Genomic DNA, 22,308 nt, shown 5'->3' on the forward strand with positions numbered 1-22,308 from the left:
GCTGTCCTGAGGCCCTACCCATACCTGGAAGAGCACACCTCGGACAGGCCATCGGAATCATCTCAAGCCGCGCATTCCCGGCAGATCTGCTGGCCGTTCTTTTCAACGGCGAGTTGACTGCGGTGGTGCACCAGGAAGCAGCGCGCGCAGGTGAACTCGTCGGCCTGACGAGGAATCACCCGGAGCGAGAGCTCCTCATTTGACAGGTCCGCGCCCGGCAGTTCGAGCGACTCGGCGAGATCCGTCTCGTCGATGTCGATGCTGCCCGAGGACTTGTCGGTACGGCGGGCCTGCAGTTCCTGAAGACTGTCCTCGCTGAGGTCGTCGTCGGTCTTGCGTGGGCTGTCGTAATCGGTAGCCATCGGTCTGCTCCATCCCCCTCATCTATCTGTCTGCGCTCACTCGCGCGTGTGTAACGTTCGAGAGGCACGACTTGTGCCCGATCCGCCAGAGAGATTCCTGCTTCGGTACCCCGCCGGAATGGTCACTGAACCTCCCTACACGTGAGGGACGTACTGCCAATGGCCACGGTTAGCCAAATATGGCGTAAACCACAGCATCGGCGGCATGCACCACCGTGTTCGACGGCACATCCAACCACATGTACGGCGTGAACGAGACGCCCCCCGCCGGATCAACGTGACTGAAGTCGCACGGTGACCACCAGACCTCCTCCGTCCCTGGGTATGGCGGTCACGTTGCCCCCGTGGGCGCGCACGACCGCGCGGACGATGGACAGCCCGAGCCCCGCCCCCTTGTCCGAGTCGACCCGGTCGGCGTTGAGCCGCCGGAACGGCTCGAAAAGGCTGTTCACCTCGTACGCGGGCACATGCGGCCCCGTGTTGGCCACCTGAACAACCAAGGCACCCTCCACCATTCCCGTCCTGACCCACAGACGTCCGGAATCGGAAAGATTGTGCTTTATCGCGTTCTCCACCAGGTTGGCCACACACCGCTCGAGCAGCACCGGATCGCCGACGGTCTCGGCGTTGCGGAGCTCGGGAACCACGGTGACCCCGGCCTCCTCGGCCCGCGTGGCGAGCTGGTCGACGACGGTCTCGGCCACGTCCTTCATGTCCACCGGCTTGCGCACGCTCAGCTCGCGCTCGCTGCGGGCCAGCAGCAACAGGCCCTCGATCAGGCGCTCGTTGCGGGCGTTGACCTCCAGGAGCGTGCGGCCCAGCGCCTTCAGGTCACCCGACGCCTCCGGATCACCCAGGGCGATCTCCAGGACCGTCCGGTTGATCGTCAGGGGGGTGCGGAGCTCGTGCGAGGCGTTGGCCACGAATCTTCGTTGTGTGTCGAAAGCCACATTGAGCCTGGTCAGCATCGCGTCGAAGGTGTCGGCCAGTTCCTTCAGCTCGTCGTCGGGCCCCTTGAGGTCGATCCGCTCGTGGGCGAGCGTGGAGCCCGACAGCTTGCGGGCCGTGGCGGTCATCTGCTGGATGGGCTTGAGCGCCCGGTCGGCGACGATGTAGCCGATGATGACGGCCAGGATGCCGACTCCCAGCAGGGCGAGCAGCGAGCGGGCCAGCATCTCCCGCTGCGCCCCGGTGATCGCGACGTGCTGCTGCCAGTACCACTCCTGCTTGAAGTTGGCCGCTATGTCCGGCCCCACGACCTGCCTCAGCTCGTCGTACGGGAAGGGCGGCCACGCCCCGTAGAGCGCCCAGCCCACCATCAGGTAGATCACGGCCATCAGCAGGGCACCGGCCGTGAAGAACAGCACGGCGTAGGTGAGGGTCAGCCGCCACCTGATGCTGAGCCGGTCCACGATCGCCCGCAGCCGGTCCAGCGGGGTCCGCGCGGCCGGGGCGGCGTCCACCGGGGGCGGCCCGTCCCACATGGGCGCGCCTGTCGGCGGCGGGGGCCGCTCGGCCGCTCTCCCCTCCCTCTCGGCGGGCCCGGACTCCAGCCGCTCGCTCTTCCAGGCGCCCCGCTCGGAGTGGGGGCTGATCATCGGGTGGGTCGGCACCGTCTCGCGGTTCTCGCCCACCGGGACGAACGTCGGGCGTTCGTCTCCCCCGTCTGCCGGAGTGCTCACAACTTGTACCCGACCCCGGGCACCGTCTCGATCACCTGAGGCTCGCCCAGTTTCTTCCTCAGCGTCATCATGGTGACGCGCACCACGTTGGTGAACGGGTCGATGTTCTCGTCCCACGCCTTGTCCAGCAGGTCCTCCTGGCTGACGACCGCGCCCTCGGCGCGCATCAGCTCCTCCAGGACCGCGAACTCCTTCTTGGTGAGCGCGATCTCCGTGTCGTCCCTGGTCACCAGCCGCTTGCCCGGGTCCAGGCGGACCCCCGACCGCTCCAGCACCGGCGGCAGCGCCGGGGCGGAACGGCGGCCCAGCGCCCGCACCCGCGCGACCAGCTCGATGAACACGAAGGGCTTGGCCAGGTAGTCGTCGGCACCCAGCCCCAGCCCCTCGACCTTGTCGTCGACGTCGCCGGAGGCGGTCAGCATGAGGATCCTGGACGCGGTGCGGGAGGCCACGAGGCGGCGGCAGACCTCATCGCCGTGAACCTTGGGCAGGTCCCTGTCCAGGACGATGACGTCGTAGTCGATGTACCCCGTCCGCTCCAGCGCCCCGGCGCCGTCGTAGGCCACGTCCACGGCCATCGCCTCGCGCCGGAGCCCGGTCGCGATCGCGTCGGCGAGCACCCGCTCATCCTCCACCACAAGCACTCGCACGGCTTATGGCACCTCCCGTCACATTCCCTGAGCAACCGCCGGCCCGGCTCCCCATTCTCCCCTCACCACCTGTAAGCACACGGTAAGGCCCTCACAGGAGCGGGCACTCCGTGTGATGTCGGAAACACACAGGTTTAGCTCGTGGTTCACCCTGGGTACAGCCGGTTCCAGTCTCTATCGCGGTACCTTCCGTCCCCATGAGCCCGTGAGAAAGAAGGTGAGATGGGCGAGTTCACCACCACAATCGAACACCGCCTCGACCAGGCACGCAGGAATCTGCAGGAGGCCAGGACCTCCGGCGACGACTACCTCGCCGACACCTTCACCGCCGAGATCGAGGATCTCCACCGTCTGGCCACAGACAACGGCGTCCCCATCCAGCGCTGATGGGAAGGAGCCCCCCGGCCCACCGGCCGGGGGGCTTTTTCGTGCCCTTCTCCCCTCGCCCCCATCGACCGGGAGCCCCGTCGACCGGGAGCCGGGAGCCCTCACGGGCCGGAGCCGGGGACCGCCGGCGCCCCCTCCCAGGGGTCAGGCGTCGCGTTCCGGGTCGAGCGGGAGCAACAGGTCGTGCAGTTCCTCGAACAGGCCGGGTGCCGCGCACAGGGTGAAACCGGGGCCGGCCGGCCTGCCCTCCAGCCCGCCGACCCTGGCCCCCGCCTCGGCGGCGATGAGACCGCCGGCCCCGTAGTCCCAGTACTGGGGGCCGCGCTCGTAGTAGCCGTCCACCCGCCCCGCCGCCACCGCGCACAGGTCGGAGGCGGCCGAGCCGCCCCTGCGGATGTCGCGCACCCTGGGCAGCACGTGGCGGAGCACCTCCGCCTGCACCTCGCGCCGCCCGCTCTCGTAGCCGAACCCGGTGGCGATCAGTGCCCGCTCCAGCGGTACGCCGGTGTTGCAGCTCAGCCGCTCCCCCGCCAGCCACGCGCCCCCGCCCCTGACGGCGGTGAACACCTCGCCGCGGGGCACGACGTTGACCACTCCCGCGATCACCTCGCCGTCCACCTCGACCGCGATGCTGACCGCCCACTCCGGTACCCCGTACAGGAAGTTGACCGTCCCGTCGATCGGGTCGACGACCCAGCGGACCCTGCCCTCGCCGGTGGGACCGCCCTCCTCGCCGAGGATCGCGTCGTCGGGCCTGACCGCCTTGATCCTGTCTCGGATGAGCTCCTCCGAGGCCCGGTCGAGGGCGGTCACCACGTCGGTCGGGCTGGACTTGGTGGCCAGCACCTCGGGACGGGGCGGCCGCTTGGCCAGCAGCATCTCGCCGGCCTCCCTGGCGATCTCCTCCGCCAGCCGGCCGAAGGTCACGGCGCTGTCCACGATCCGCTCCTCACTCGTTCCAACGGGTCCACGATGGCACCCGCCGCCCCCATATGCCCAGCCGGGGGTACGGCATTCCCCGCCCGTCCCGCCCGTCCCCGGGTCCTCGGTGGCCGCTCCCGCCGCACGGCGACCCCCGCTCGCCGCGCCGGGCTCACGACAGCGACTCCGGGCGCTTCCACTCGCGCCCGAGGACGTGCTGGGCGAGGAAGGCCAGAACGGTCTCGTACCAGACGACCGCGTTGCCCGGCTTGAGCACCCAGTGGTTCTCGTCGGGGAAGTACAGGAACTTCGACTCCACCTCCGAGCGCTGCAGGTCCCACCACAGGCGCAGCGCCTCCCCGATGGGCACCCGGTAGTCCTTGTCCCCGTGGACGACCAGCATCGGGGTGGAGATGTTCTCCAGCGACAGGTGCGGGGAGAGCTTCGCGTACAGGCTGGTTCCCGGGGAGCCGAACTCGCGCTGCCAGTACATGGACGCGTCGGTGGTGCCGGCGAACTGGTCGAGGTTCCAGAGCGAGGCGTGGGTGACGATCGCCTTGAACCTGCCGGTGTGCCCGGCGACCCAGTTGGCCATGTATCCGCCGAACGAGCCGCCCATGGCGGCGGTCCTGGCGGGATCGACCTGGGGCAGCTCCAGGGCGGCGTCGGTGATCGCCATCAGGTCGGCGTGGGTGCGCGGGCCCCAGTCGGCCCAGCCGCGCCGGATCATGTCCGGCCCGTAACCGGTGGACAGGCACGGATCCGGCAGCAGCACGGCGTAACCGTGCTGGGCCATGATCCACGGGTTCCAGCGCCAGGACCAGTCGTTCCAGCTGGACAGCGGGCCGCCGTGGATCCACAGCAGGAGCGGGGCGGGGTTCTCCGCCGAGGCGCCCTCCGGCAGCACCAGCCAGGCCCTGATCTCCGCGCCGTCGTCGGCGGTCACGGTGACCTCGGTGAGCGTGCCGGGCAGTTCCGGCTCGGGGGCGGGGGAGGCGAGCTTCCCGACCACGCCGTCCGGGGCCACTCTGACCGGGGCCGCGGGAGCGTCCACGGCGCTGCGCAGCGCGTAGACGGCACCGTCGGGCGCGACGTTGAGCGAGGAGTAGGCGGCGTCGTCGGAGGTGAGCCGTTCCGGCGCGGACCCGTCGGCCGGGACCCGGAAGATCGGGCGGCGGCCGTGGTCGTCGGCGGCCACGAACAGCGAGCGGGAGTCGGGCGCCCAGGCGATGTCGGACGGCCAGAGCGCGCCGCCCGCCGGGTGGCCCTCTCCGGTGGCCAGGTCGACGATCCACAGGGTGCTCTCGGGGATCCGGTCGATGTCGGCGTGGTTGTTCCTGACGCACGCGACCAGGCGCCCGTCGGGGGAGATCTTGACCGGCCCGTCGAAGTCGTGCTCGTCCGCGGCGGCCAGGATCCGCCGGGCGCCGCCGTCGTTCGTGTCGATGGCGACCAGTTCGAAGCGGAGCTCGCCCCGCGGCATCGACACGCCCCAGGTCGTCACGACCGTGGAGCCGTCCGGTGTCACGTCGCACGCGCTGTGGCCGGACAGCGCCTTGCCCGGCTGCGGGGTGAGGTCCCTGACCTCGGTCAGCCGCTCGCCGTCGCCCAGGGTGCCCGCGAACAGCCGGGGCTCTCCGGGGCCGAGGTCGTGATCCCAGTAGCGCACCGGGTAGCTCTCGTGCAGGATCGCGCTGATCCCCGCGTCCTTGCGGGTCTTGCGCCGCTCGGCCTCGCCCGCCTCGTCGCCGGGGAGCACGTCGGAGCCGAAGACCACGGTCCTCCCGCCGGTCACGAATCCGGTGACTCCCCCCGGCCTGGAGGCGACCTGCCGGGCCTCGCCTCCCGCCGCGGGCAGCAGCCAGAGCGCGGGGACCTCCTCGTCGGCCTCCTTGACGGTCGGGTCGGGCCGGCGCGAGCCGAAGAGCAGGTCGCCGTCCTGCGTGAACGCGGCCCCCGCCTCGCCCTTGACGGATCTGGTCAGCCGGTACGGCCGGCGGCCGTCGAGAGGGATCTCCCACAGGGAGGTCCCGTAGGATTTTCCGTCGGGATTGAGCGCCTGCACCACGCTGACCAAGCGCGTTCCATCGAGGGATAGCCGCAGGGATGCCACCCGCGGCACGCCGACATAATCGCGGATGTCGTTAAATGGGGTCACGGTTTCGAACCTACCTCGGCGATCGTCTCCGAACATGCATCCGAACATGCATCCACAAACCTTGTTGATAACGAACTACTCGAGGTGACCAGGCAAGAGGACACCCCGGCATGCGGTTTGATGAATGCCATGGGGAATTACGACGCGCTTCTCGTCGTCTCGTTCGGGGGACCGGAGAAGCCGGACGACGTGATGCCGTTCCTGGAGAACGTGGTCCGGGGCAGGGGGATCCCGCGTGAGCGGCTGCTGGAGGTCGAGGCGCACTACCAGCGCTTCGGCGGGGCCAGCCCGATCAACCAGCAGTGCCGCGACCTGATCGCGGCCGTGGAGCCGACCATCGGCCTTCCGGTCTACTGGGGCAACCGCAACTGGCATCCCTACCTGGAGGACACGCTCCGCCGGATGGCGTCCGACGGCGTGCGCAGGGCCGCGGCCTTCGTCACCGCCGCCTACAGCTCGTACTCGGCCTGCCGCCAGTACATCGACGACATCGCGCTCGCCAGGGCCGCGGTCGAGGGTGCCCCGGAGGTCGTCAAGCTCCGGCACTACTTCGACCACCCCGGGTTCGTCGCGGCGATGGCCGACCGCACCCGCGAGGCCCTGGACCGGCTGCCCGCCGGGCTCCGGGACTCCGCGCGGCTGGTCTTCACCGCGCACAGCATCCCGACCTCGATGGCCGCGACGGCCGGACCCGGCGGCGGGGCGTACGAGGCGCAGCTGCGCCGGGCGGCGACGCTGGTCACCGCCGAGGTGAGCGGCGGCGACGGCGGCGACGGCAGGGCGTGGGACCTGGTCTGGCAGAGCCGGAGCGGCGCCCCGCACATCCCGTGGCTGGAACCCGACGTCTGCGACCACCTGCTGGAGGTCGACGCCCCGGCGGTGGTGCTGGTGCCGATCGGCTTCGTCTCCGACCACATGGAGGTCGTCTACGACCTCGACGTGGAGGCCGCGGAGACGGCGAGGAAGATCGGCCTGCCGCTGGTCAGGGCGTCCACGGCCGGCACCCACCCGCGGTTCGTCTCCATGGTCGGGGAGTTGCTCGCCGAGCCCGAGCCCGTCGCGTGCGCGGCCACCTGCTGCCCGGCCCCGCCGCGCCGCCGAGGGTGACCGCGCGACCACAGGTGGTCACGCGCTTTCAACCCGGTGGCGGGGTTCTGGGCGGTCACGGGGCCGCGAGCGGTCATGGGCGCGGCCGGCCGGTCGCGGGTGCCCCGGAGACGGGCGCGGGCGCCTCAGGGGTAGGCGGCGGCGTAGCCGCGGGAGATGCCCATGACCTTGGCGACGTACGACCAGGAGTGGTTGTAGAACCAGATGGCCTTCTCCAGCTTCTTGCCACCCCGGCCCGCCCCGTTGGCGCACAGGTAGTTGGCCGCGCCGGGGACCGCGTCGTAGGGGTTCCAGATGTCGGCGATGCCGTCGCCGTCGCCGTCCACCCCGTAGGCCTTCCAGGTGGCGGGCATGAACTGCATCGGTCCCTGCGCGCCCGCCGAGGAGGGGCCGTTGTTGCGCCCGTGTGAGCTCTCCACCTGGCCGATCGCGGCCAGGACCGTCCAGGAGAGCCCCGGGCAGACTCCGGCCGCCTTGCGGTAGAGCTCCAGGTAGCTGCCCGGCCTGCCGACCGCGACCCGCCGCACCCGGCCGGCGCCCGCCCTCCCGGTCGTCGCGCCGGTGGTGGGCTTCAGGGTGGGTTTCACCGTACGGGCGCCGCCGACGGCGACCACCTGGGAACCCGGGCCCAGCAGCCTGCCCACCCGTGTCCTGAGGACGCCCGCGGCCTTCTCCGAGCTGTGCACGAGCAGCGCCACGCCCGGCAGCAGGCCCAGCCTGCGGCCGGTCTCCTCCCCCACGACGCCGTCCACGCCGGGCAGGCCGAACCCGGCGGAGGCCGCGGCCCGCAGCCGGGGGCCGCCGTCCACCTGGTACTCCGAGCCGAGGACCAGTCCGAGGCGGCGTGCCGCCGCGCTGTCGGCGACGAACTCCCCCCTGGTGAGGGCGTTCCAGATCCCCTGCTGTTCGGCGACGGCCCTGGGGGCCCACGCGCGGAAGCGGGCCGGATCGACCGCGATGAGGTTGAGGCCGACCCCGGAGACCTTGACCGCCCCGCCGTCGAAGGAGTCGATCTTCTGGACGTACTTGAGCCGGGAGATGTCCTCCTTGGTCTGCTCGGTCAGCGTCGAGGGGGAGATGACCAGCAGCCTGGGCGGGGTGGAGGCGAGTCCGGGGGCTCCCGTCGTCCCCGGTTCGGGGACGGGGGTCTGCCCGGCTTCCGGCCCGGGGGTCGGTCCCGGGGAGGCGGGGTCTCGCGAGCCCGAATCCCGCGGGTCCGGGTTCTCCGGGTCCGGGTTCCGCGGGTCCGGGTCCTCTCCGGCCGGAGCGTCCGGATTCAGGTCGGGGTTCGGATTCGGGTTCGCCGAGCCCGCCGGGACCGTGGGAGGGCCGGCCACCGGCGCGATCGCCGACAGGTCCCGGATGCGGGACTCCACGACGGCGCTCCCGCCGGAGGCCGCGGAGGCCGCGGGAGCGGAGGGGCGACCGGCGTTGATCACCGCGAGCGCGACGCCGCCGAGGGCGAGGAGGGCGGTCAGGACCACTACTAGTGGGACGAACAACCGCAACCCGGGAAGACGTGACACCGCGCTCACGTTAGCTCCAACGGACCGTGTCGTGAGCCGTTGCCCGGAAAATCACTTGTCGATCGGTGGCTCTGTGCGAAATCGTCGGCCTGTTTCCACGCGCGCAGAACAGCAAGGGGATCATCCGTGGTCGGGCCGTATCGGGGGCTCTTCAGCACGCCCGGCGTCAAGGGTTTCGTCGTCGCGGGGTTCTTCGGGCGGATGCCGATGTCGATGCTCGGCATCGGCATCATGGTGCTCGTCAAAGAACTCACCGGCTCCTACGCGACGGCCGGGGCGGTCGCGGCCACCGTCAGCGTCTCCTTCGCCGTCGCGGCCCCGCTGTCGGGACGCCTGGTGGACAGGTTCGGCCAGGCCAGAATAGTCATCCCGCTCACGCTGGCGCACGGCGCCACGCTGACCGGCCTGATGCTCTGCGCCGAGTACGGCGCCCCCCGCTGGACGCTCTTCGCCACCGGCGTCGTGGTCGGCGCGACCGCGCTCTCGCTCGGCTCGCTCGTGAGGGCCCGCTGGTCGCACCTGCTGGCCGGGTCGGCGAGGCTGCACACGGCGTTCTCCTTCGAGTCGGTGGCCGACGAGGTCATCTTCGTCGCGGGCCCGGCGCTGGTCACCGCCCTGGCCACCGTGATCAACCCGTACGCGGGCCTGATCGTGGCTCTGACCTGCACGATCGTGGGCACCATCGCCTTCGCCCTGCAGCGCGGTACGGAGCCGCCCGTCCGCCCCAGGGAGACCGGCTCGGGCACCCCGATCACCATTCCCGGCGTCGCCCTGATGTCGTGCGTCTTCCTGGCGATGGGAGCGGTGTTCGGATCGGTCGACCTGATCACGGTCGCGTTCGCCGAGGAGCAGGGCTCCAAGGCCGCGGCCGGGCTGCTGCTCGCCTCGTTCGCCGGCGGGAGCCTGGTCTCCGGCCTCTGGTACGGCGCGCGGCAGTGGAACATCCCGCTGAGCAGCAGGTTCGTCCGCTCTCTCGCGATGTTCGCGGTGGGCCTGACCCCGATCATGCTCATCGGCGACATCAGGGTCATGGCGGGCGCGCTGTTCCTGGCGGGGCTGGCCATCTCCCCGACCGTCATCACCGGCTACAGCCTGACCGAGCGGCTGGTCCCGGCCCGCCTGCTCACCGAGGGCATGGCGTGGATCTCGACCTCGGTCGGGTTCGGCGTGGCGATCGGCGCGGGGGTGGGGGGCAGGCTCACCGACGCGTTCGGCGCCTCCAACGCCTACGGGTTCTCCTTCGCCTGCGCCCTGCTGGCCGTGACGATCGGCGTCGGCGGCTCCGCCTGGCTGCGAACCCCTGTCGCCCAGCAGTGATCGTGAGTATCGTTCATATTCGCTGGCGAACCACACGAACGTGAACCGGCGGCGACCCACCTGATCCCGGGCGGGACCCCCGAGCGGGGCGTCGGCGTCCCCGGACGGCCGGGTGTCGCCCGAGGGGCAGGAGTGACCATGGGCGAGACCTTCCGCAACTGGGCCCGGAACCAGTCCGCCACCCCCGCGGAGGTCCGCGCGCCCGCCTCCGCCGAGGAGGTCGCGCGGGCCGTGCGGGACGCCGCCGCGGCGGGCCGCCGGGTACGCATGACCGGCACCGGCCACTCGTTCACCCCGGTGGCGCTCACCGACGGCCTCCTGCTGCGTCCCGGCGCGCTGACCGGGATCCGCGAGAGCGGCGACGGCTGGGTGACGGCCGAGGCCGGGACGACGGTCGGCGCGCTCAACCGGGAGCTGCACCGGATGGGCCTGGCCCTGGCCAACATGGGCGACATCGACGCCCAGACCGTGGCCGGGGCCATCCAGACCGGCACCCACGGCACCGGCAGGGACGTCGGCGGGATGGCCGACCAGGTGCTGGCGCTGGAGATGGTGCTCGCCGACGGGGAGATCGTCACGGTCCGCGACGACGGCGACGGGAAGATCCGCGGGGTGGCCGAGCGGGACCTGTTCGACGCCGCCAGGGTGAGCCTGGGCGCGCTCGGCGTGGTGACCGCGGTGACCTTCCGGGTGGAACCCGCCTTCCTGCTGCGCAGCGTCCGGGAGCCGATGACGCTGACCGCGATCCTCGGCTCCCTCGACGCGCTCGTCGCCGGCAACGAGCACCTCGACTTCTTCTGGTTGCCGCACACCGACACCTGCCTGACCAAGCGCAACAACCGCAGCCCCGGCCCGGCCCGGCCCCCGGCCGCGCTGAGGTACTGGCTCGACAACCACTTCATGGAGAACACCCTGTTCGGCGCGCTGTGCGGGGTCGGCGGACGCTATCCGGGCGCCATCCCCCGGCTCAACGCGCTCTCGGCCACGACGCTGTCGGCCTCGGCCCACACCGACGCCTCGCACCGGGTCTTCACGAGCGTGCGGGAGGTGCGCTTTTTGGAGATGGAGTACGCCATCCCGCGCGAGCACCTCTCCCAGGCCCTCCGTGAGGTCCGCGACCTGCTGGGACGGCGGGACTGGAAGATCAGCTTCCCGATCGAGGTGCGGGTCACCCCGGCCTCGGACGCCTGGCTGTCCACCGCCTACGGCAGGGACTCGGCCTATCTCGCCTGCCACGTCTACCGGCCGACACCGAACCCGGCCTACTTCGAGGGCGTCGAGGAGATCATGACGAGGCTCGGCGGCCGGCCGCACTGGGGCAAGCTGCACACCCGCGACGCGGCCTACCTGGCACAGGTCTATCCCCGTTTCGCTGACTTCCTAGCGGTACGGGATGTTCTTGACCCGGGCCGCGCCTTCGCCAACGACCACCTCGACACCGTCCTGGGCTGAGGGACGGCGTCCTCCGCCTCCCCGTCCCACGATCCCCGGGCCGCGCCCCGTTCCCCCGAATCGGCCGCTTCTCGCCAGCTTTCGGTAAAGGGTGACGCAAAGGCTCGCTCGAAGAGCGACGCGTCCGCGTGTCCCGTCGTTCCCTGGCGCGCACGAGGGGCAGATTCGCAGACGCCCGTGCCACTCGACCCCGAGGGAGTCCACTGGAGATGACCTTCTCCCGCCGTCCATGTCAGCCGCCGCCGCGTCCCGTCGTCACGGACCGCGACGACCGGCCCCCGCACATCGCCGCAATCGCGGCATACCCGCCCTGGACCGGCGGACCGGCCTCACCGCCATCTCCCGGCTCTTGGTGGAAGTCCGCAGCGGTTCCCGGTGTTATCCGTGAGAATCCCTTCAGGACCCCGAAGTTGCTGCTCCAGACCGGTGCCCTGTAATTAGATGAATGGAGCAAATGTGACCGGCGTCACATCGCTGCGAGCCCCATCCAGGAAGGCGATGTTCGGACATGCCGGGTACGGTGCTGGCAGGCAACCGGCACACGCGAGAGACTCAAGGGTCCGGGGGAAGATTGAGCACGACGACGAAGGGACTCGCATGCAGGAGCTCCGACTCGTCGCGGTGAGTGAGGACGGGACCTATCTCGTGCTGGCGACAGCCGGCCGGGGAACCCGGTTCACGCTGCCCGTCGACGACCGGCTCCGTGCTGCCGTCCGCGGCAACTTCTCCCGTCTCGGCCAGTACGAGATCGAAGTGGAGAGTCCGTTGCGCCCCAAGGAGATCCAGGCCCGGATCCGTGCCGGCGAGACCGCGGAGGAGATCGCCAACACGGCGGGAATCCCGGTCGAGCGCGTGCGGTGGTTCGAGGGCCCCGTGCTCCAGGAACGTGAGTACATGGCACAGCAGGCGCAGCGCTGCGCCGTACGCCTGCCCGGCGACTCCGCTCCCGGTCCCACCCTCGGCGACCTGGTCGCCGAGCGGCTGACCCGCCGTGGCGTCCCCGCCGACGAGATCGAGTGGGACTCCGCCAAGCGGGACGACAACATGTGGCGCATCAAGCTCGGTTTCGTGTGGAACGGTCACACGCGCAACGCCGAGTGGCTCTTCGACCCGCGCCGGCGCCACATCACGCCCCACGACGACGAGGCGCTGCGGCTGTCCAGCGGCGAGGACGTCGAGCCGTTCGAGGACACCACGGTCACGCCGTTCGTTCCGCGCGTGGCCAAGCTCGCGCCGGTGCCGCCGCTGGCACCCGAGCCGCTGAACCAGCCACCGGTGGCCTTCCCCTCGGTCCTGCGGCACGAGGCCCCGGTCCAGCCCCGGCCCGCCTACGCCCAGGTCGAGCCCTCGGCGCCCTCGGTGCCCCCCGCGTCCTCGACGCCTTCCGCGCCGGCCGTGCCCTCGACGCCCTCGACGCCCTCGACGCCCTCGGCGCCCTCGGCGTCCCCGGCCGCCTACCAGCAGCCGCCCATGCCCCCGCTTCCCGCCGGATACGAGGCGCCGAGGGTGTCGGTGCCGCCGCTGCGCGCTCCCGACCCGGCCGGACACCAGCAGGAAAGGGCCCCCGAGCCCGCCTCCCCCGCGGCCCAGGGTGCCGATCCCGTCACGCGGGTCAGGCCCCCCGAGCCGGTGCTGCCCGAGCCCCTCGCCCCGTACCCGCCCCCGTACGAGCCGGTCACACCGGCGGCCCACGAGCCCGTCACGTACGAGCCGGCCGCGTACGAGCCGGTCACACCGGCCGCGTACGAGCCGCTCACCGCCCCGGAGCCGGAGCCTCCGGCGCCCGTCGCGCCGCGGCCCGTCCCAGCGCCGCAGCCCGCCGCGACGGCGGCCGAACCTCCCGCGGTGACCGCGCCGGAACCGGCGCCCGCCGCGCACGGATCCGCCGCCGCGGGGGAAGTCGCGGGGGAGCAGGTCATCCCGCGGGAGCCGTCTCCCGAGCACGGACCGGCCGCTCCTCCCGGGGAAGCGGTCGCCGGGCCGGAGACCGTGGCCGAGCCCGCGGCGGCGAAGGCGCCGGAGGTCGTGCGGGCACCGGAGGTGGCGAAGACCCCGGAGGTCGTGAAGACTCCCGAGGTCGCCGAGGTCGCGAAGCCCTCGCCGCCCCCCGCGGCGGCCACGCCCGAGCCGGCCGAACCCGCTCCGGCCGCCGTCCCGTCCGGCCCCGCCGACCAGCGATCCCCCGCTGCCGGAAAGACCGTCGAGCAGGCTTCCGCGAAAGCGGAGAAGACCGTCGCGGCGAAGGAGACCCCCGCCTCCGAACCCGCGCCGGAGACCGGATCGGCCCAGGAGGGTTCGATAGCTGTACCGGCGGCGCGCGTCAGCGTGGACGAGCGGGCCAAGGCCGAGCCGGGCAGGCAAGAGACACAGGGGGACACGGGGGCAATGCAGGAGACCAAGGTCGACAAGCCCGCGGCGGAGAAGCCCGCGGAGCCGCCGAAGCCGGCACCGGCTCCGGCGCGGCCTGCCAAGAAGTCCCGGGGACGGCGCGCGTCCGTGCCCACCTGGGACGAGATCATGTTCGGCGCTCGCCGCCAGGACTGACCGCACCGCGCGAGGCGGGGGTGACCGGGCCACCGGTCGTCCCCGCCTCGTCGTATGTCAGCCGCCCGCGGCGGCGTCCGGAGCGGCTGCGTCCGGGATGAGGAACGGGGTGAGCCAGGCGGGAGTCACCTCGGCGGCGAAGGCGGGCCCCTCGGCCTCGCCGACGTCGAGGGCCGCGTAGCCGCCGGTGCCCGCCCCCACGCCCGCGGTCACGGTCAGCAGGCCGGCGCGGCGCTGGAACCAGGTCTGGCTCAGGGTCCAGCCGACCACGGCCCGCTCCTCCACCACCGCCTGGGAGCGCCGCAGCGACCCCGACCGGACCGACAGGCGGCTCCCGTCGTACGTGTGACCGAGGGACCGGTACCGGTCGAGGCCGAGCGGTACGCCCAGCAGCGCGAGGAGCAGGGCGGGCGCCGCGAGCGCCCACCAGAGCCCCGACCACAGCAGGGCGGCCGGCACCGTGCAGGCGGCGATCACCGCCCACGGGAAGATCGCCCGGAACAGCCTGCGCCTGCGCGCCGCCGGCGGGTGCGGCCGCAGCCCGGTGGCGATCGGGCCGACCGCCTCGCCCACCACGTCGAGCACGACGTCCCTCGGGGCCACGGGCATCAGCTGGCCCCGGGTCTCCGAGTCGCCGAGACCGGTCACGATCGCCCACGCGCGGCCGAGCCCCGCCCGGCGCTCGGCCGGTCCCTCGACGAACTCGAACCCCCGCACCCTGCGCCGCTCCAGCGACACGCTCCTGCGCGTGACCAGACCGCGCCCGGCGATCAGGTATCCCTCGCTCGCGCGGAGGGTGAAGTCCCAGTTGAACACCGCGTACATGATCACAGCGATCACCGGCATGGCCAGGACCAGCAGCACCGCGGCCACGACGAGCAGGGGCGGGTGCTGCCAGATCCACTCCCCCAGACTCACCACGACCCGCCTGTCGATCCTGAACTCGCTGCCCCACTGGAACGCCAGGCCCACGGCACCGGCCACCAGCGCGAACGGGGTCAGCAGGTAGGCGCCGGAGAGGGGGCCGTACGCGAGCCACTTCCGCGGCATCACGAAGAACACCCGGTCGGGGGTCGTGTCGCCCACCTCGTGGCGAGCGGAGGATCCGGCGGCTCCCTTCCGCGACCCGGCGGGCACGTCGGACGTCCCGGGCACGCCGGCGGTGAGCTCGGTGGGACCGTAGGCGGCCCCGGCCGCCGAAGCCGCCCCGCGCGCCTGGACACGTCTCGCCGTCCGGGCGCGCGCGTGCCAGAGCAGCACGGCCTTGAGCCGCTCCCCCTCCTCGACGGTGACCCCGTCGAGCTCGCCCTCCTGCTTCTCGTCTCCGCCCGCGCCGGTGTCGATCCGCAGGACGGCGATGCCGAGCAGGCGGTGCAGCGGCGGGGCGCTGACGTCGACGCCGCGGATCCGCTCCAGCGGGATCGTCCGCACCGATCTGCTGATCAGTGACCGGGTGAGCTCCAGCCTGTCGCCGACGATCTGGTAGGTGAAGGTGGCCCAGCGCACGGCCGCGAACACGACGGAGCCGACGACGGCCATCGCCGCCCACCCGAACGACCCGAGGGAGAAACCGCCGAGGAACAGGACACCGGCCAGCGGCAGGAGGAGCGAGGGCAGCATCCTGATCGGATCGGTCAGCAGCACCTTCGGGCTGAGCCGCAGGGGCCTCTCCGTCGGCGTCCTCTCCGCCGGCACGCCTCCCGTACCCTCCGCGCCCGGCGGGACCGGGACCCCTTCCGGCACGGCTCCCGCACCGGCCACGTCACCGCCGGGCACGCGCGGGAGGCCCGGCCCGTCGTCACCGCCGGGCACATGGGGGAGGCCCGGCCCGTCGCCACCCTGGACGGGCGGGTGGCCCGGCCCGCCACCGGGGGAACCCGGGGCGCCGCCGTCGGGGGCGGCCCACGCGGCCGCCGCGGGAGCGTCCGGCCCGGCCTGCGGGTCGGATCCGGCCGGCGGGCGGCCGGAGTCGGAGGATTCGGTCATGTCGCGTCGTCCCTGAGCTCTTCCGCGCGGCGGGCGAGGCTCTCGGCCAGTCCGGCGGCGACCTCGTACTCAAGACCCTTGATGGTGGACGAGCCCGCGTGGGAGGCGGTGCGGATCTCGACCGTGGCCAGGCCCAGCAGGCGCTCGAACCAGCCCTGCGCCTTGTCGACCGTCTGGATCCTGCTGACGGGGACGAACACCCATTCCCTGCTGAGCCACCCGGAACGGGCGTAGACGACGTCTCCGCTGAGCTCCCACCGGTGCACGGCGTACCGCCAGAACGGCTCGATGAGCGTGCCGGGGACCAGGAGCACCACCACCAGCCACGGCAGCCACCGGATGTTGTCGAGCACCCACCCGGGCAGCCAGGACCACGGGTCCTCGTCGATCCATCCGGCCAGGAAGAAGGAGCCCCCGGCCAGGAGAACGGACCAGAACAGCCCCTCCAGCAGCCACAGCAGGATGGCCTTGCGGGAGACCGGGTTGGCGGGGGCGCGCAGGGAGACGCCGGTGCGCCCGGGAGCGCCGGCGCGGCGCTCACCCGGCAGACCGGCCGCCTGGGCCTCCTCGGAGGCGGCACTGTGCTCATCGGCTCGGTCGCTCACGCTGTCAGCCTAAACGCTCTTGTCCCGGCGGGGCGTTCCGGCGGCGTCACGGAAGGAACTCCTCCGGGCCTCGGGGAGAGCGGCGCGGCGGGCCGGAAACGGGCGCCTCGGCAGGACGCCCCCCGCCGGCCGCATTTCGGCGATCAACCAAGGTTTCCCCGTCTCCGCCCCAGCTGAGGCTCAAAAAGTGTCGGTGCCGCAGTGCATGCTGGAGGTCCGATGATTACTGAGAGGTGCGAGCGATGACCTATGCGATCCAGGCCGAGGGCCTGGTGAAGCGCTACGGGGAGACCCGCGCGCTGGACGGGGTGGATCTTGTCGTGCCACAGGGGCGGCTGCTGGGCGTGCTGGGCCCCAACGGGGCGGGCAAGACCACCGCGGTGCGCATCCTGGCGACCTTGCTGCGTCCCGACGCCGGAACCGCCAGCGTCGGCGGCTACGACGTGACGCGCCAGGCACACCAGGTGCGCTCGCTGATCGGCCTGACGGGCCAGTACGCCGCCGTCGACGAGATGCTCACCGGCGTCGAGAACCTGATGATGATCGGCCGCCTGCTGGGCATGACCCGTGCCGACTCCCGGGCACGCGCGAGCGAGCTGCTGAAGCGCTTCGACCTGTCCGACGCCGGCGGGCGTGCCACCAAGACCTACTCCGGCGGCATGCGCCGCCGCCTCGACCTGGCCGCCAGCCTGGTCGGCCGCCCCCAGGTGCTCTTCCTTGACGAGCCCACCACCGGGCTCGACCCGCGCAGCCGCACCGACCTGTGGAGCGTGGTGCGCGGACTGATGGCCGACGGCGTCACGGTGCTGCTCACCACCCAGTATCTGGAGGAGGCCGACCAGCTCGCCGACGACATCGTCGTCTTCGACCACGGCAAGGTCATCGCCTCCGGCACCTCCGACCAGCTCAAGGCGACCACCGGCGCCCAGGTCCTGGAGGTGCGCCCCCTGCAGGCCGAGCACCTCGACCTGGTGGGCAAGATCATGGCCGACGTGCTGGGCGAGGCGCCCGACCTCGACGGGGGCAGGGCCACCGCCCCCGTCCACGACCCCGCCGTCGTCCCCGCGATCGTGCGCCTCCTCGACGACCAGGGCGTCATCGCCTCGGAGCTCGCGCTGCGCAAGTCCAGCCTGGACGAGGTCTTCCTGTCCCTCACCGGCCGCCTGCCGGACGACGAGAGCGACCCCAAGGACGAGGGCACCCCTCAGAAAGAAGAGATCTTCGCATGACCACGCTGACGACGACCATCCCGCAGGTGGCCGCCAAGCGCGTCACTCCCCTGGCCACGCTGCAGCAGACCATGACACTGGCCTGGCGCAGCCTCGTCCAGATCAAGCACAACCCGTGGGAGCTGCTGGATCTGAGCATCCAGCCCATCATGTTCCTGCTGCTGTTCACCTACGTCTTCGGTGGCGCCATCTCCGGATCCACCGGCGACTACCTGCAGTTCGCCCTGCCCGGCCTGCTCGTGCAGAACGCCCTGTTCTACACGCTGTCCACCGCGATCGGCCTCAACACCGACATCACCAAGGGCGTCTTCGACCGGCTGCGCAGCCTGCCCATCGCCCGCACCGCGCCCCTGTCGGGGCGCATCATCGCCGACACCGTCAAGCAGGTGTGGGCGTTCGCCCTGCTGATCGGTTTCGGCATGGTGCTGGGCTTCCGGGTGACCACCAGCGTCTTCGGCCTGCTGGGTGCGCTGGCACTGCTGGTCGTGGTCGCCCTGGCGATGTCCTGGATGTCGGTGCTGATCGGCCTGAAGGCCTCCAGCCCGGAGAAGGTGCAGATGATCTCCTTCTCCACGATGATGCCGCTCACCTTCACCAGCAGCGCGCTGGTGCCCTCCGCCACCTTCCCGTCCTGGCTGAAGACCTGGTCGGACATCAACCCCGTCACGCATCTGGCGGACGCCATCCGCGGCCTGCTCATCGGCGGCGACGTCGGCCAGGCCACCTTCTTCTCGCTGCTCTGGGCCGCGGGTTTCGCCGTGGTCTTCGCCCCGCTGGCGATCCGCGCATTCCGCAGCCACGTCTAGTCTGTCGGCAGGCCGGGCTCGGGGGTGACGCCCGCTGACGAAGAACCAGGGGTGGTCACGTGCTCGTGGTCCATGGCGTGTGGGTGAACGGGTTCGTGGGGGTCTGGGCGGAGGACACCGCCCAGACCCCCACCTCCGTCTCCCGTGCCGCCCTGCGCCCGCACCCCTTCGCGGCGTCCACGACCGCGCTGGCCGCCGCCCTTGGTGGCGTTTCGGGGGATTTATCAAAAGAAGCCGCGAATGAGCCCCTAAGCGAAGTTTCAGGTGGGGCCCTCCCCCGGGGCGCGGGCGGGGGCCGCGGGGGCGGGACGGGCCTCCAGGGGGCCGTCACGGGCACCTCTGGAGCCACGGCCGTCCCCGCCGTCGCGCGTATCCCGGGCGTCACGAGCGCCGGGAGCGCCGGGAGCGCTGTGACCCTGATGAACACCACGGCCGTCGAGGGGGAGCTGGTCGTCCTGCTTCCCGGTTCGGCCTCGGGCCCGCTGCCCTCTCCCGAGTCCGGCCTGGCGAGCCGGGCCCGGAGTCCGAGGATCTCCGCCTGGCGGGTCCCCGCCCTGCTGTTCCGGCCGACCGGCGCGCTCGGCCTGCTCGGCTCGCTGTCGGACCTCGGCAGCGTCCCCGCCGGTCTCACCGCCGGGAGCGCGGGCGGCGCCGAGGATCTCGCCTGGGAGCCCGCCCTCTCGCTGCGCTACCTCGCGGTGGTCGCCGAGCACGCTCGCGGCCTGGTCCGGCGCGGCCGGATCCTGCCCCAGCTCGCCTTCGAGGGCGACGTCCACGCGGCCCGCTGGCGCCCGGTGCTGACCGGCGCCGACCTGGCCGCGCTGCCCGGTCTCGCCGGCGCGATGCCGCCGGTGTGCAGGGCGGCGGTGCGCGAGAGACCGGCCAGGGAGGTGCTGGGCGAGGTGCTGGACGGCCTGGTCGACGGCGCGGCGCGGCTGTCGCTGCCCGACCGCCTGATCCTCGGCAACCGTCCCGGCCTCAAGACCGCCCTGCCCGACCGCTGGCTGTACGCGCTGACCGGCGAGGACGCCTCGCTTCCCGGTGCGCGACAGGACGAGGTCACGGAGCTCGGCGAGGCCCTGACCGGCTGGCTCACGTCGGCACACGAGCTGGACGGGCCGGTCAGGGTCTGCTTCCGGCTCATCGAACCCGCCGACGACGGCGACTCCTGGAGGGTCGAGTTCGGCCTCGCCCCGGCGGATGACCTGGACACCGCCCCCGGCGGGGGATGCGAAAACGGCGAGGAGCACCCGGGAGACCGGGAAGGCGAAAGCGGCGGGAAGCACCCGGGAGACCGGGAACGCGAAGGCGGCGGGAGCGGCGAGGAGGGCGGGACCGGCCGGGGGCGTGCGGACCGCGGGCCCGCCCGGTATCTGTCGGCCGAGCGGATCCGGGCCGGCGAGCGGGCGCCGTGGCTGCCCGAGCGGCCCGAGGAGCTGATCCGCGCCGACCTCGGCCGGGCCGTACGCCTTCATCCCGACCTCTACGTCGCGTTGCGCGCCCCCGACCCGGTCGCCCTGACGGTCGAGACGGCGTGGGCGTTCTCGTTCCTCCGCAACGGCGCGCCCATGCTCAGAGCGGCGGGATACGGCGTACGGCTGCCGGCCTGGGCCGGACGGCAGGGGCTGGGCCTGAAGCTGACCACCCGAACGCTCACCGGCGACGGCGGGGGCGGGGGCGGGGGGTCCGGCCTCGGCGGGAGGGTGAGCTTCCGGCTGGACGTCGCCGTCGGCGACCACACGATCGGCGCGGAGGAGCTGGCCGGGCTGGCCGGGCTCCGCATCCCCCTGGTGCGGGTCAAGGACCGGTGGGTCGAGCTGGACGACCAGCAGGTCAAGGCCGCCCTGAAGGTGATCGAGCAGCGCGGCGGCGGAGAGAGGACCGTCAGCGAGGTGATCCGCGAGGTCGTGGAGGGCGGCGACGAGAGGCTGCGGCTGATCGCGGTCGACGCGGACGGCCTGCTGGGCGACCTTCTCTCCGGCGAGGCCGACCGCCGTCTCACCCCGGTCGCCACGCCCCGGGCGCTGCGCGGATCCCTCCGCCCCTACCAGGAGCGCGGCCTGTCCTGGCTGAGCTTCCTGTCCGGGCTCGGCCTGGGGGGCATCCTGGCCGACGACATGGGCCTCGGGAAGACCATCTCGACCCTCTCGCTCCTGCTGGCCGAGCGCGAGACCGGTACGCCCGCCCCGACGCTGCTGGTCTGCCCGATGTCGCTGATCGGCAACTGGCAGAAGGAGGCGTCCAGGTTCGCCCCGTCGCTCCGCGTCCACGTCCACCACGGCGGCACGCGCAGGCGCGACGAGGAGCTGGCCGCCGCCGTGCGGGAGGCCGACCTGGTCGTCACCACGTACGGCACCGCGCTGCGGGACCTGGGGGCGCTCGCGGGACTCGGGTGGGAGCGGGTGGTCTGCGACGAGGCGCAGGCGATCAAGAACAGCTCGGCGCAGCAGTCCAGGGCGGTGCGGTCCATTCCCGCCCGCACCCGGCTGGCGCTGACGGGCACGCCGGTGGAGAACCACCTGGCGGAGCTCTGGTCGATCATGGAGTTCTGCAACCCCGGACTGCTCGGCCCGGCCAGACGGTTCAGGACCCGCTACCAGGAGCCGATCGAGACCCGGCGCGACCCCGACGCCACCGCGGCGCTGAAGCGGGCCACCGGCCCGTTCGTGCTGCGGCGGCTCAAGACCGACCGCTCGATCATCTCCGACCTGCCGGACAAGCAGGAGATGAAGGTCTGGTGCACGCTCACCCCGGAGCAGGCGGAGCTGTACAGGGCCGTGACCGGGGAGATGCTGGGAAAGATCGACGCCTCCACCGGCATCGAGCGGCGTGGCAACGTGCTGGCGACCATGACGAAGCTCAAACAGGTCTGCAACCACCCGGCCCAGCTGCTGAAGGACGGCTCACGGCTGGCGGGCCGGTCGGGCAAGCTGGCCCGGCTGGAGGAGCTGGCCGAGGAGATCGTCGAGGAGGGCGACAAGGCCCTGGTCTTCACCCAGTACGCCGCGTTCGGCGCCCTGCTGCAGCCCTATCTGGCCGCCCACCTGGACCGGCCGGTGCTGTGGCTGCACGGCGGGCTGCCCAAGGGCAAACGCGACGCGCTGGTGGAGCGCTTCCAGAACGACGACGAGCCGATGCTGTTCCTGCTGTCGCTCAAGGCGGCCGGCACCGGCCTGAACCTGACCGCCGCCACCCACGTCGTCCACGTGGACCGCTGGTGGAACCCCGCCGTCGAAGACCAGGCGACCGACCGGGCCTTCCGGATCGGCCAGACCAGAAACGTCCAGGTCAGAAAGTTCATCTGCCTTGACACGCTGGAGGAGCGGATCGACGAGATGATCGAACGCAAGAAGGCCCTCGCCCAGAGCGTGGTCGGCACCGGCGAGGACTGGATCACCGACCTGTCCACCGACCAGCTGCGCGAGCTGTTCCGGCTCGGTCCCGGGGCGGTGAGCTGACGTGACTCCTCCGCTCCCTGAAGGGAGCGGCTTCTCGCTAGGCCGCTTGCGCGACGTCGCGAAGGGCAAGCCCTGCCCTCAAGATGTTGATCGCCGCATTCACGTCGGCGTGCGCCGT

Annotated in this window: 16 protein-coding genes; 8 read left to right on the forward strand and 8 right to left on the reverse strand. The window is 72.1% G+C overall.

Going from position 1 to position 22,308, the window contains the following annotated elements; genetic code table 11:
- Positions 1-62: 62 nt before the first annotated feature.
- The 3 genes from ACTOQ3_RS19835 to ACTOQ3_RS19845 all read right to left on the reverse strand — a co-directional run bounded on the left by ACTOQ3_RS19835 (position 63) and on the right by ACTOQ3_RS19845 (position 2,694).
- The gene (locus ACTOQ3_RS19835; RefSeq protein ID WP_030914836.1) at positions 63-362 is read right to left on the reverse strand and encodes a DUF4193 domain-containing protein; all 300 of its coding nucleotides are present in this window, start codon (positions 360-362) and stop codon (positions 63-65) included.
- A 272-nt stretch (positions 363-634) separates the two neighbouring features.
- The gene (locus ACTOQ3_RS19840; protein WP_440084862.1) at positions 635-1,960 is read right to left on the reverse strand and encodes a sensor histidine kinase; all 1,326 of its coding nucleotides are present in this window, start codon (positions 1,958-1,960) and stop codon (positions 635-637) included.
- Between the two features lie 80 nt (positions 1,961-2,040).
- The gene (locus ACTOQ3_RS19845) at positions 2,041-2,694 is read right to left on the reverse strand and encodes a response regulator transcription factor (RefSeq protein ID WP_440084849.1); all 654 of its coding nucleotides are present in this window, start codon (positions 2,692-2,694) and stop codon (positions 2,041-2,043) included.
- A 222-nt stretch (positions 2,695-2,916) separates the two neighbouring features.
- On the opposite strand from ACTOQ3_RS19845, the gene ACTOQ3_RS19850 reads away from it, so the two are divergent.
- Positions 2,917-3,081 carry a hypothetical protein gene (locus tag ACTOQ3_RS19850; protein WP_362681299.1) on the forward strand — a complete coding sequence of 55 codons (165 nt, stop codon included), beginning with the start codon at positions 2,917-2,919 and terminating at the stop codon, positions 3,079-3,081.
- A gap of 144 nt (positions 3,082-3,225) precedes the next feature.
- Here the strand turns inward: ACTOQ3_RS19850 and ACTOQ3_RS19855 are convergent, their stop codons facing one another.
- A complete protein-coding gene (locus ACTOQ3_RS19855) occupies positions 3,226-3,960 on the reverse strand; it encodes an inositol monophosphatase family protein (RefSeq protein ID WP_440084863.1) in 735 nt (244 codons plus the stop codon).
- Between the two features lie 214 nt (positions 3,961-4,174).
- Complete coding sequence (locus ACTOQ3_RS19860; protein WP_440084850.1) at positions 4,175-6,196, reverse strand: prolyl oligopeptidase family serine peptidase; 2,022 nt, start codon at positions 6,194-6,196, stop codon at positions 4,175-4,177.
- Between the two features lie 93 nt (positions 6,197-6,289).
- On the opposite strand from ACTOQ3_RS19860, the gene ACTOQ3_RS19865 reads away from it, so the two are divergent.
- On the forward strand, positions 6,290-7,267 hold the full coding sequence (locus ACTOQ3_RS19865; protein ID WP_440084851.1) for a ferrochelatase: 978 nt from the start codon (positions 6,290-6,292) through the stop codon (positions 7,265-7,267).
- 125 nt (positions 7,268-7,392) lie between these two features.
- Here the strand turns inward: ACTOQ3_RS19865 and ACTOQ3_RS19870 are convergent, their stop codons facing one another.
- Complete coding sequence (locus tag ACTOQ3_RS19870) at positions 7,393-8,793, reverse strand: lytic murein transglycosylase (protein ID WP_440084852.1); 1,401 nt, start codon at positions 8,791-8,793, stop codon at positions 7,393-7,395.
- Positions 8,794-8,919: 126 nt separating this feature from the next.
- Here ACTOQ3_RS19870 and ACTOQ3_RS19875 point away from each other — a divergent pair, with 126 nt between their 5' ends.
- From ACTOQ3_RS19875 to sepH, 3 genes are all read left to right on the forward strand, one after another.
- A complete protein-coding gene (locus tag ACTOQ3_RS19875) occupies positions 8,920-10,110 on the forward strand; it encodes an MFS transporter (protein ID WP_440084853.1) in 1,191 nt (396 codons plus the stop codon).
- A gap of 138 nt (positions 10,111-10,248) precedes the next feature.
- Complete coding sequence (locus ACTOQ3_RS19880; RefSeq protein WP_440084854.1) at positions 10,249-11,562, forward strand: D-arabinono-1,4-lactone oxidase; 1,314 nt, start codon at positions 10,249-10,251, stop codon at positions 11,560-11,562.
- 597 nt (positions 11,563-12,159) lie between these two features.
- Entirely contained in the window at positions 12,160-14,106 is a 1,947-nt protein-coding gene (gene sepH / locus ACTOQ3_RS19885) for a septation protein SepH (RefSeq protein ID WP_440084855.1), read from the forward strand.
- A 57-nt stretch (positions 14,107-14,163) separates the two neighbouring features.
- On the opposite strand, the gene ACTOQ3_RS19890 is transcribed toward sepH, so the two are convergent.
- The gene (locus ACTOQ3_RS19890; protein ID WP_440084856.1) at positions 14,164-16,092 is read right to left on the reverse strand and encodes a PH domain-containing protein; all 1,929 of its coding nucleotides are present in this window, start codon (positions 16,090-16,092) and stop codon (positions 14,164-14,166) included.
- Complete coding sequence (locus ACTOQ3_RS19895) at positions 16,089-16,697, reverse strand: PH domain-containing protein (RefSeq protein WP_440084857.1); 609 nt, start codon at positions 16,695-16,697, stop codon at positions 16,089-16,091. Before ACTOQ3_RS19895 ends, ACTOQ3_RS19890 begins: the two co-directional genes overlap by 4 nt.
- A gap of 242 nt (positions 16,698-16,939) precedes the next feature.
- On the opposite strand from ACTOQ3_RS19895, the gene ACTOQ3_RS19900 reads away from it, so the two are divergent.
- From ACTOQ3_RS19900 to ACTOQ3_RS19910, 3 genes are all read left to right on the forward strand, one after another.
- Positions 16,940-17,926, forward strand: coding sequence for an ATP-binding cassette domain-containing protein (locus tag ACTOQ3_RS19900; protein WP_440084858.1), 987 nt, complete (start codon positions 16,940-16,942; stop codon positions 17,924-17,926).
- Entirely contained in the window at positions 17,923-18,732 is an 810-nt protein-coding gene (locus ACTOQ3_RS19905; RefSeq protein ID WP_440084859.1) for an ABC transporter permease, read from the forward strand. The genes ACTOQ3_RS19900 and ACTOQ3_RS19905 overlap by 4 nt, the downstream gene beginning before the upstream one ends.
- A 419-nt stretch (positions 18,733-19,151) precedes the next feature.
- Positions 19,152-22,190: a DEAD/DEAH box helicase gene (locus tag ACTOQ3_RS19910; protein ID WP_440084864.1), complete on the forward strand. Its 3,039-nt coding sequence runs from the start codon at positions 19,152-19,154 to the stop codon at positions 22,188-22,190.
- Positions 22,191-22,308 lie beyond the last annotated feature (118 nt).

The sequence above is a fragment of the Streptosporangium sp. LJ11 genome (genome assembly GCF_051918945.1).
Lineage (GTDB): Bacteria > Actinomycetota > Actinomycetes > Streptosporangiales > Streptosporangiaceae > Streptosporangium.

What these genes read in the sequence shown, in the direction of transcription:
- ACTOQ3_RS19910 (WP_440084864.1), top strand. Translation starts at nt 19,152, where the DNA reads ATGAACACCACGGCCGTCGAGGGGGAGCTGGTCGTCCTGCTTCCCGGT.
- ACTOQ3_RS19890 (WP_440084856.1), bottom strand. Translation starts at nt 16,092, where the DNA reads ATGACCGAATCCTCCGACTCCGGCCGCCCGCCGGCCGGATCCGACCCG.
- ACTOQ3_RS19860 (WP_440084850.1), bottom strand. Translation starts at nt 6,196, where the DNA reads ATGTTCGGAGACGATCGCCGAGGTAGGTTCGAAACCGTGACCCCATTT.
- ACTOQ3_RS19855 (WP_440084863.1), bottom strand. Translation starts at nt 3,960, where the DNA reads ATGCTGCTGGCCAAGCGGCCGCCCCGTCCCGAGGTGCTGGCCACCAAG.
- ACTOQ3_RS19865 (WP_440084851.1), top strand. Translation starts at nt 6,290, where the DNA reads ATGGGGAATTACGACGCGCTTCTCGTCGTCTCGTTCGGGGGACCGGAG.
- ACTOQ3_RS19900 (WP_440084858.1), top strand. Translation starts at nt 16,940, where the DNA reads ATGACCTATGCGATCCAGGCCGAGGGCCTGGTGAAGCGCTACGGGGAG.
- sepH (WP_440084855.1), top strand. Translation starts at nt 12,160, where the DNA reads ATGCAGGAGCTCCGACTCGTCGCGGTGAGTGAGGACGGGACCTATCTC.
- ACTOQ3_RS19880 (WP_440084854.1), top strand. Translation starts at nt 10,249, where the DNA reads ATGGGCGAGACCTTCCGCAACTGGGCCCGGAACCAGTCCGCCACCCCC.
- ACTOQ3_RS19835 (WP_030914836.1), bottom strand. Translation starts at nt 362, where the DNA reads ATGGCTACCGATTACGACAGCCCACGCAAGACCGACGACGACCTCAGC.
- ACTOQ3_RS19905 (WP_440084859.1), top strand. Translation starts at nt 17,923, where the DNA reads ATGACCACGCTGACGACGACCATCCCGCAGGTGGCCGCCAAGCGCGTC.
- ACTOQ3_RS19840 (WP_440084862.1), bottom strand. Translation starts at nt 1,960, where the DNA reads ATGATCAGCCCCCACTCCGAGCGGGGCGCCTGGAAGAGCGAGCGGCTG.
- ACTOQ3_RS19850 (WP_362681299.1), top strand. Translation starts at nt 2,917, where the DNA reads ATGGGCGAGTTCACCACCACAATCGAACACCGCCTCGACCAGGCACGC.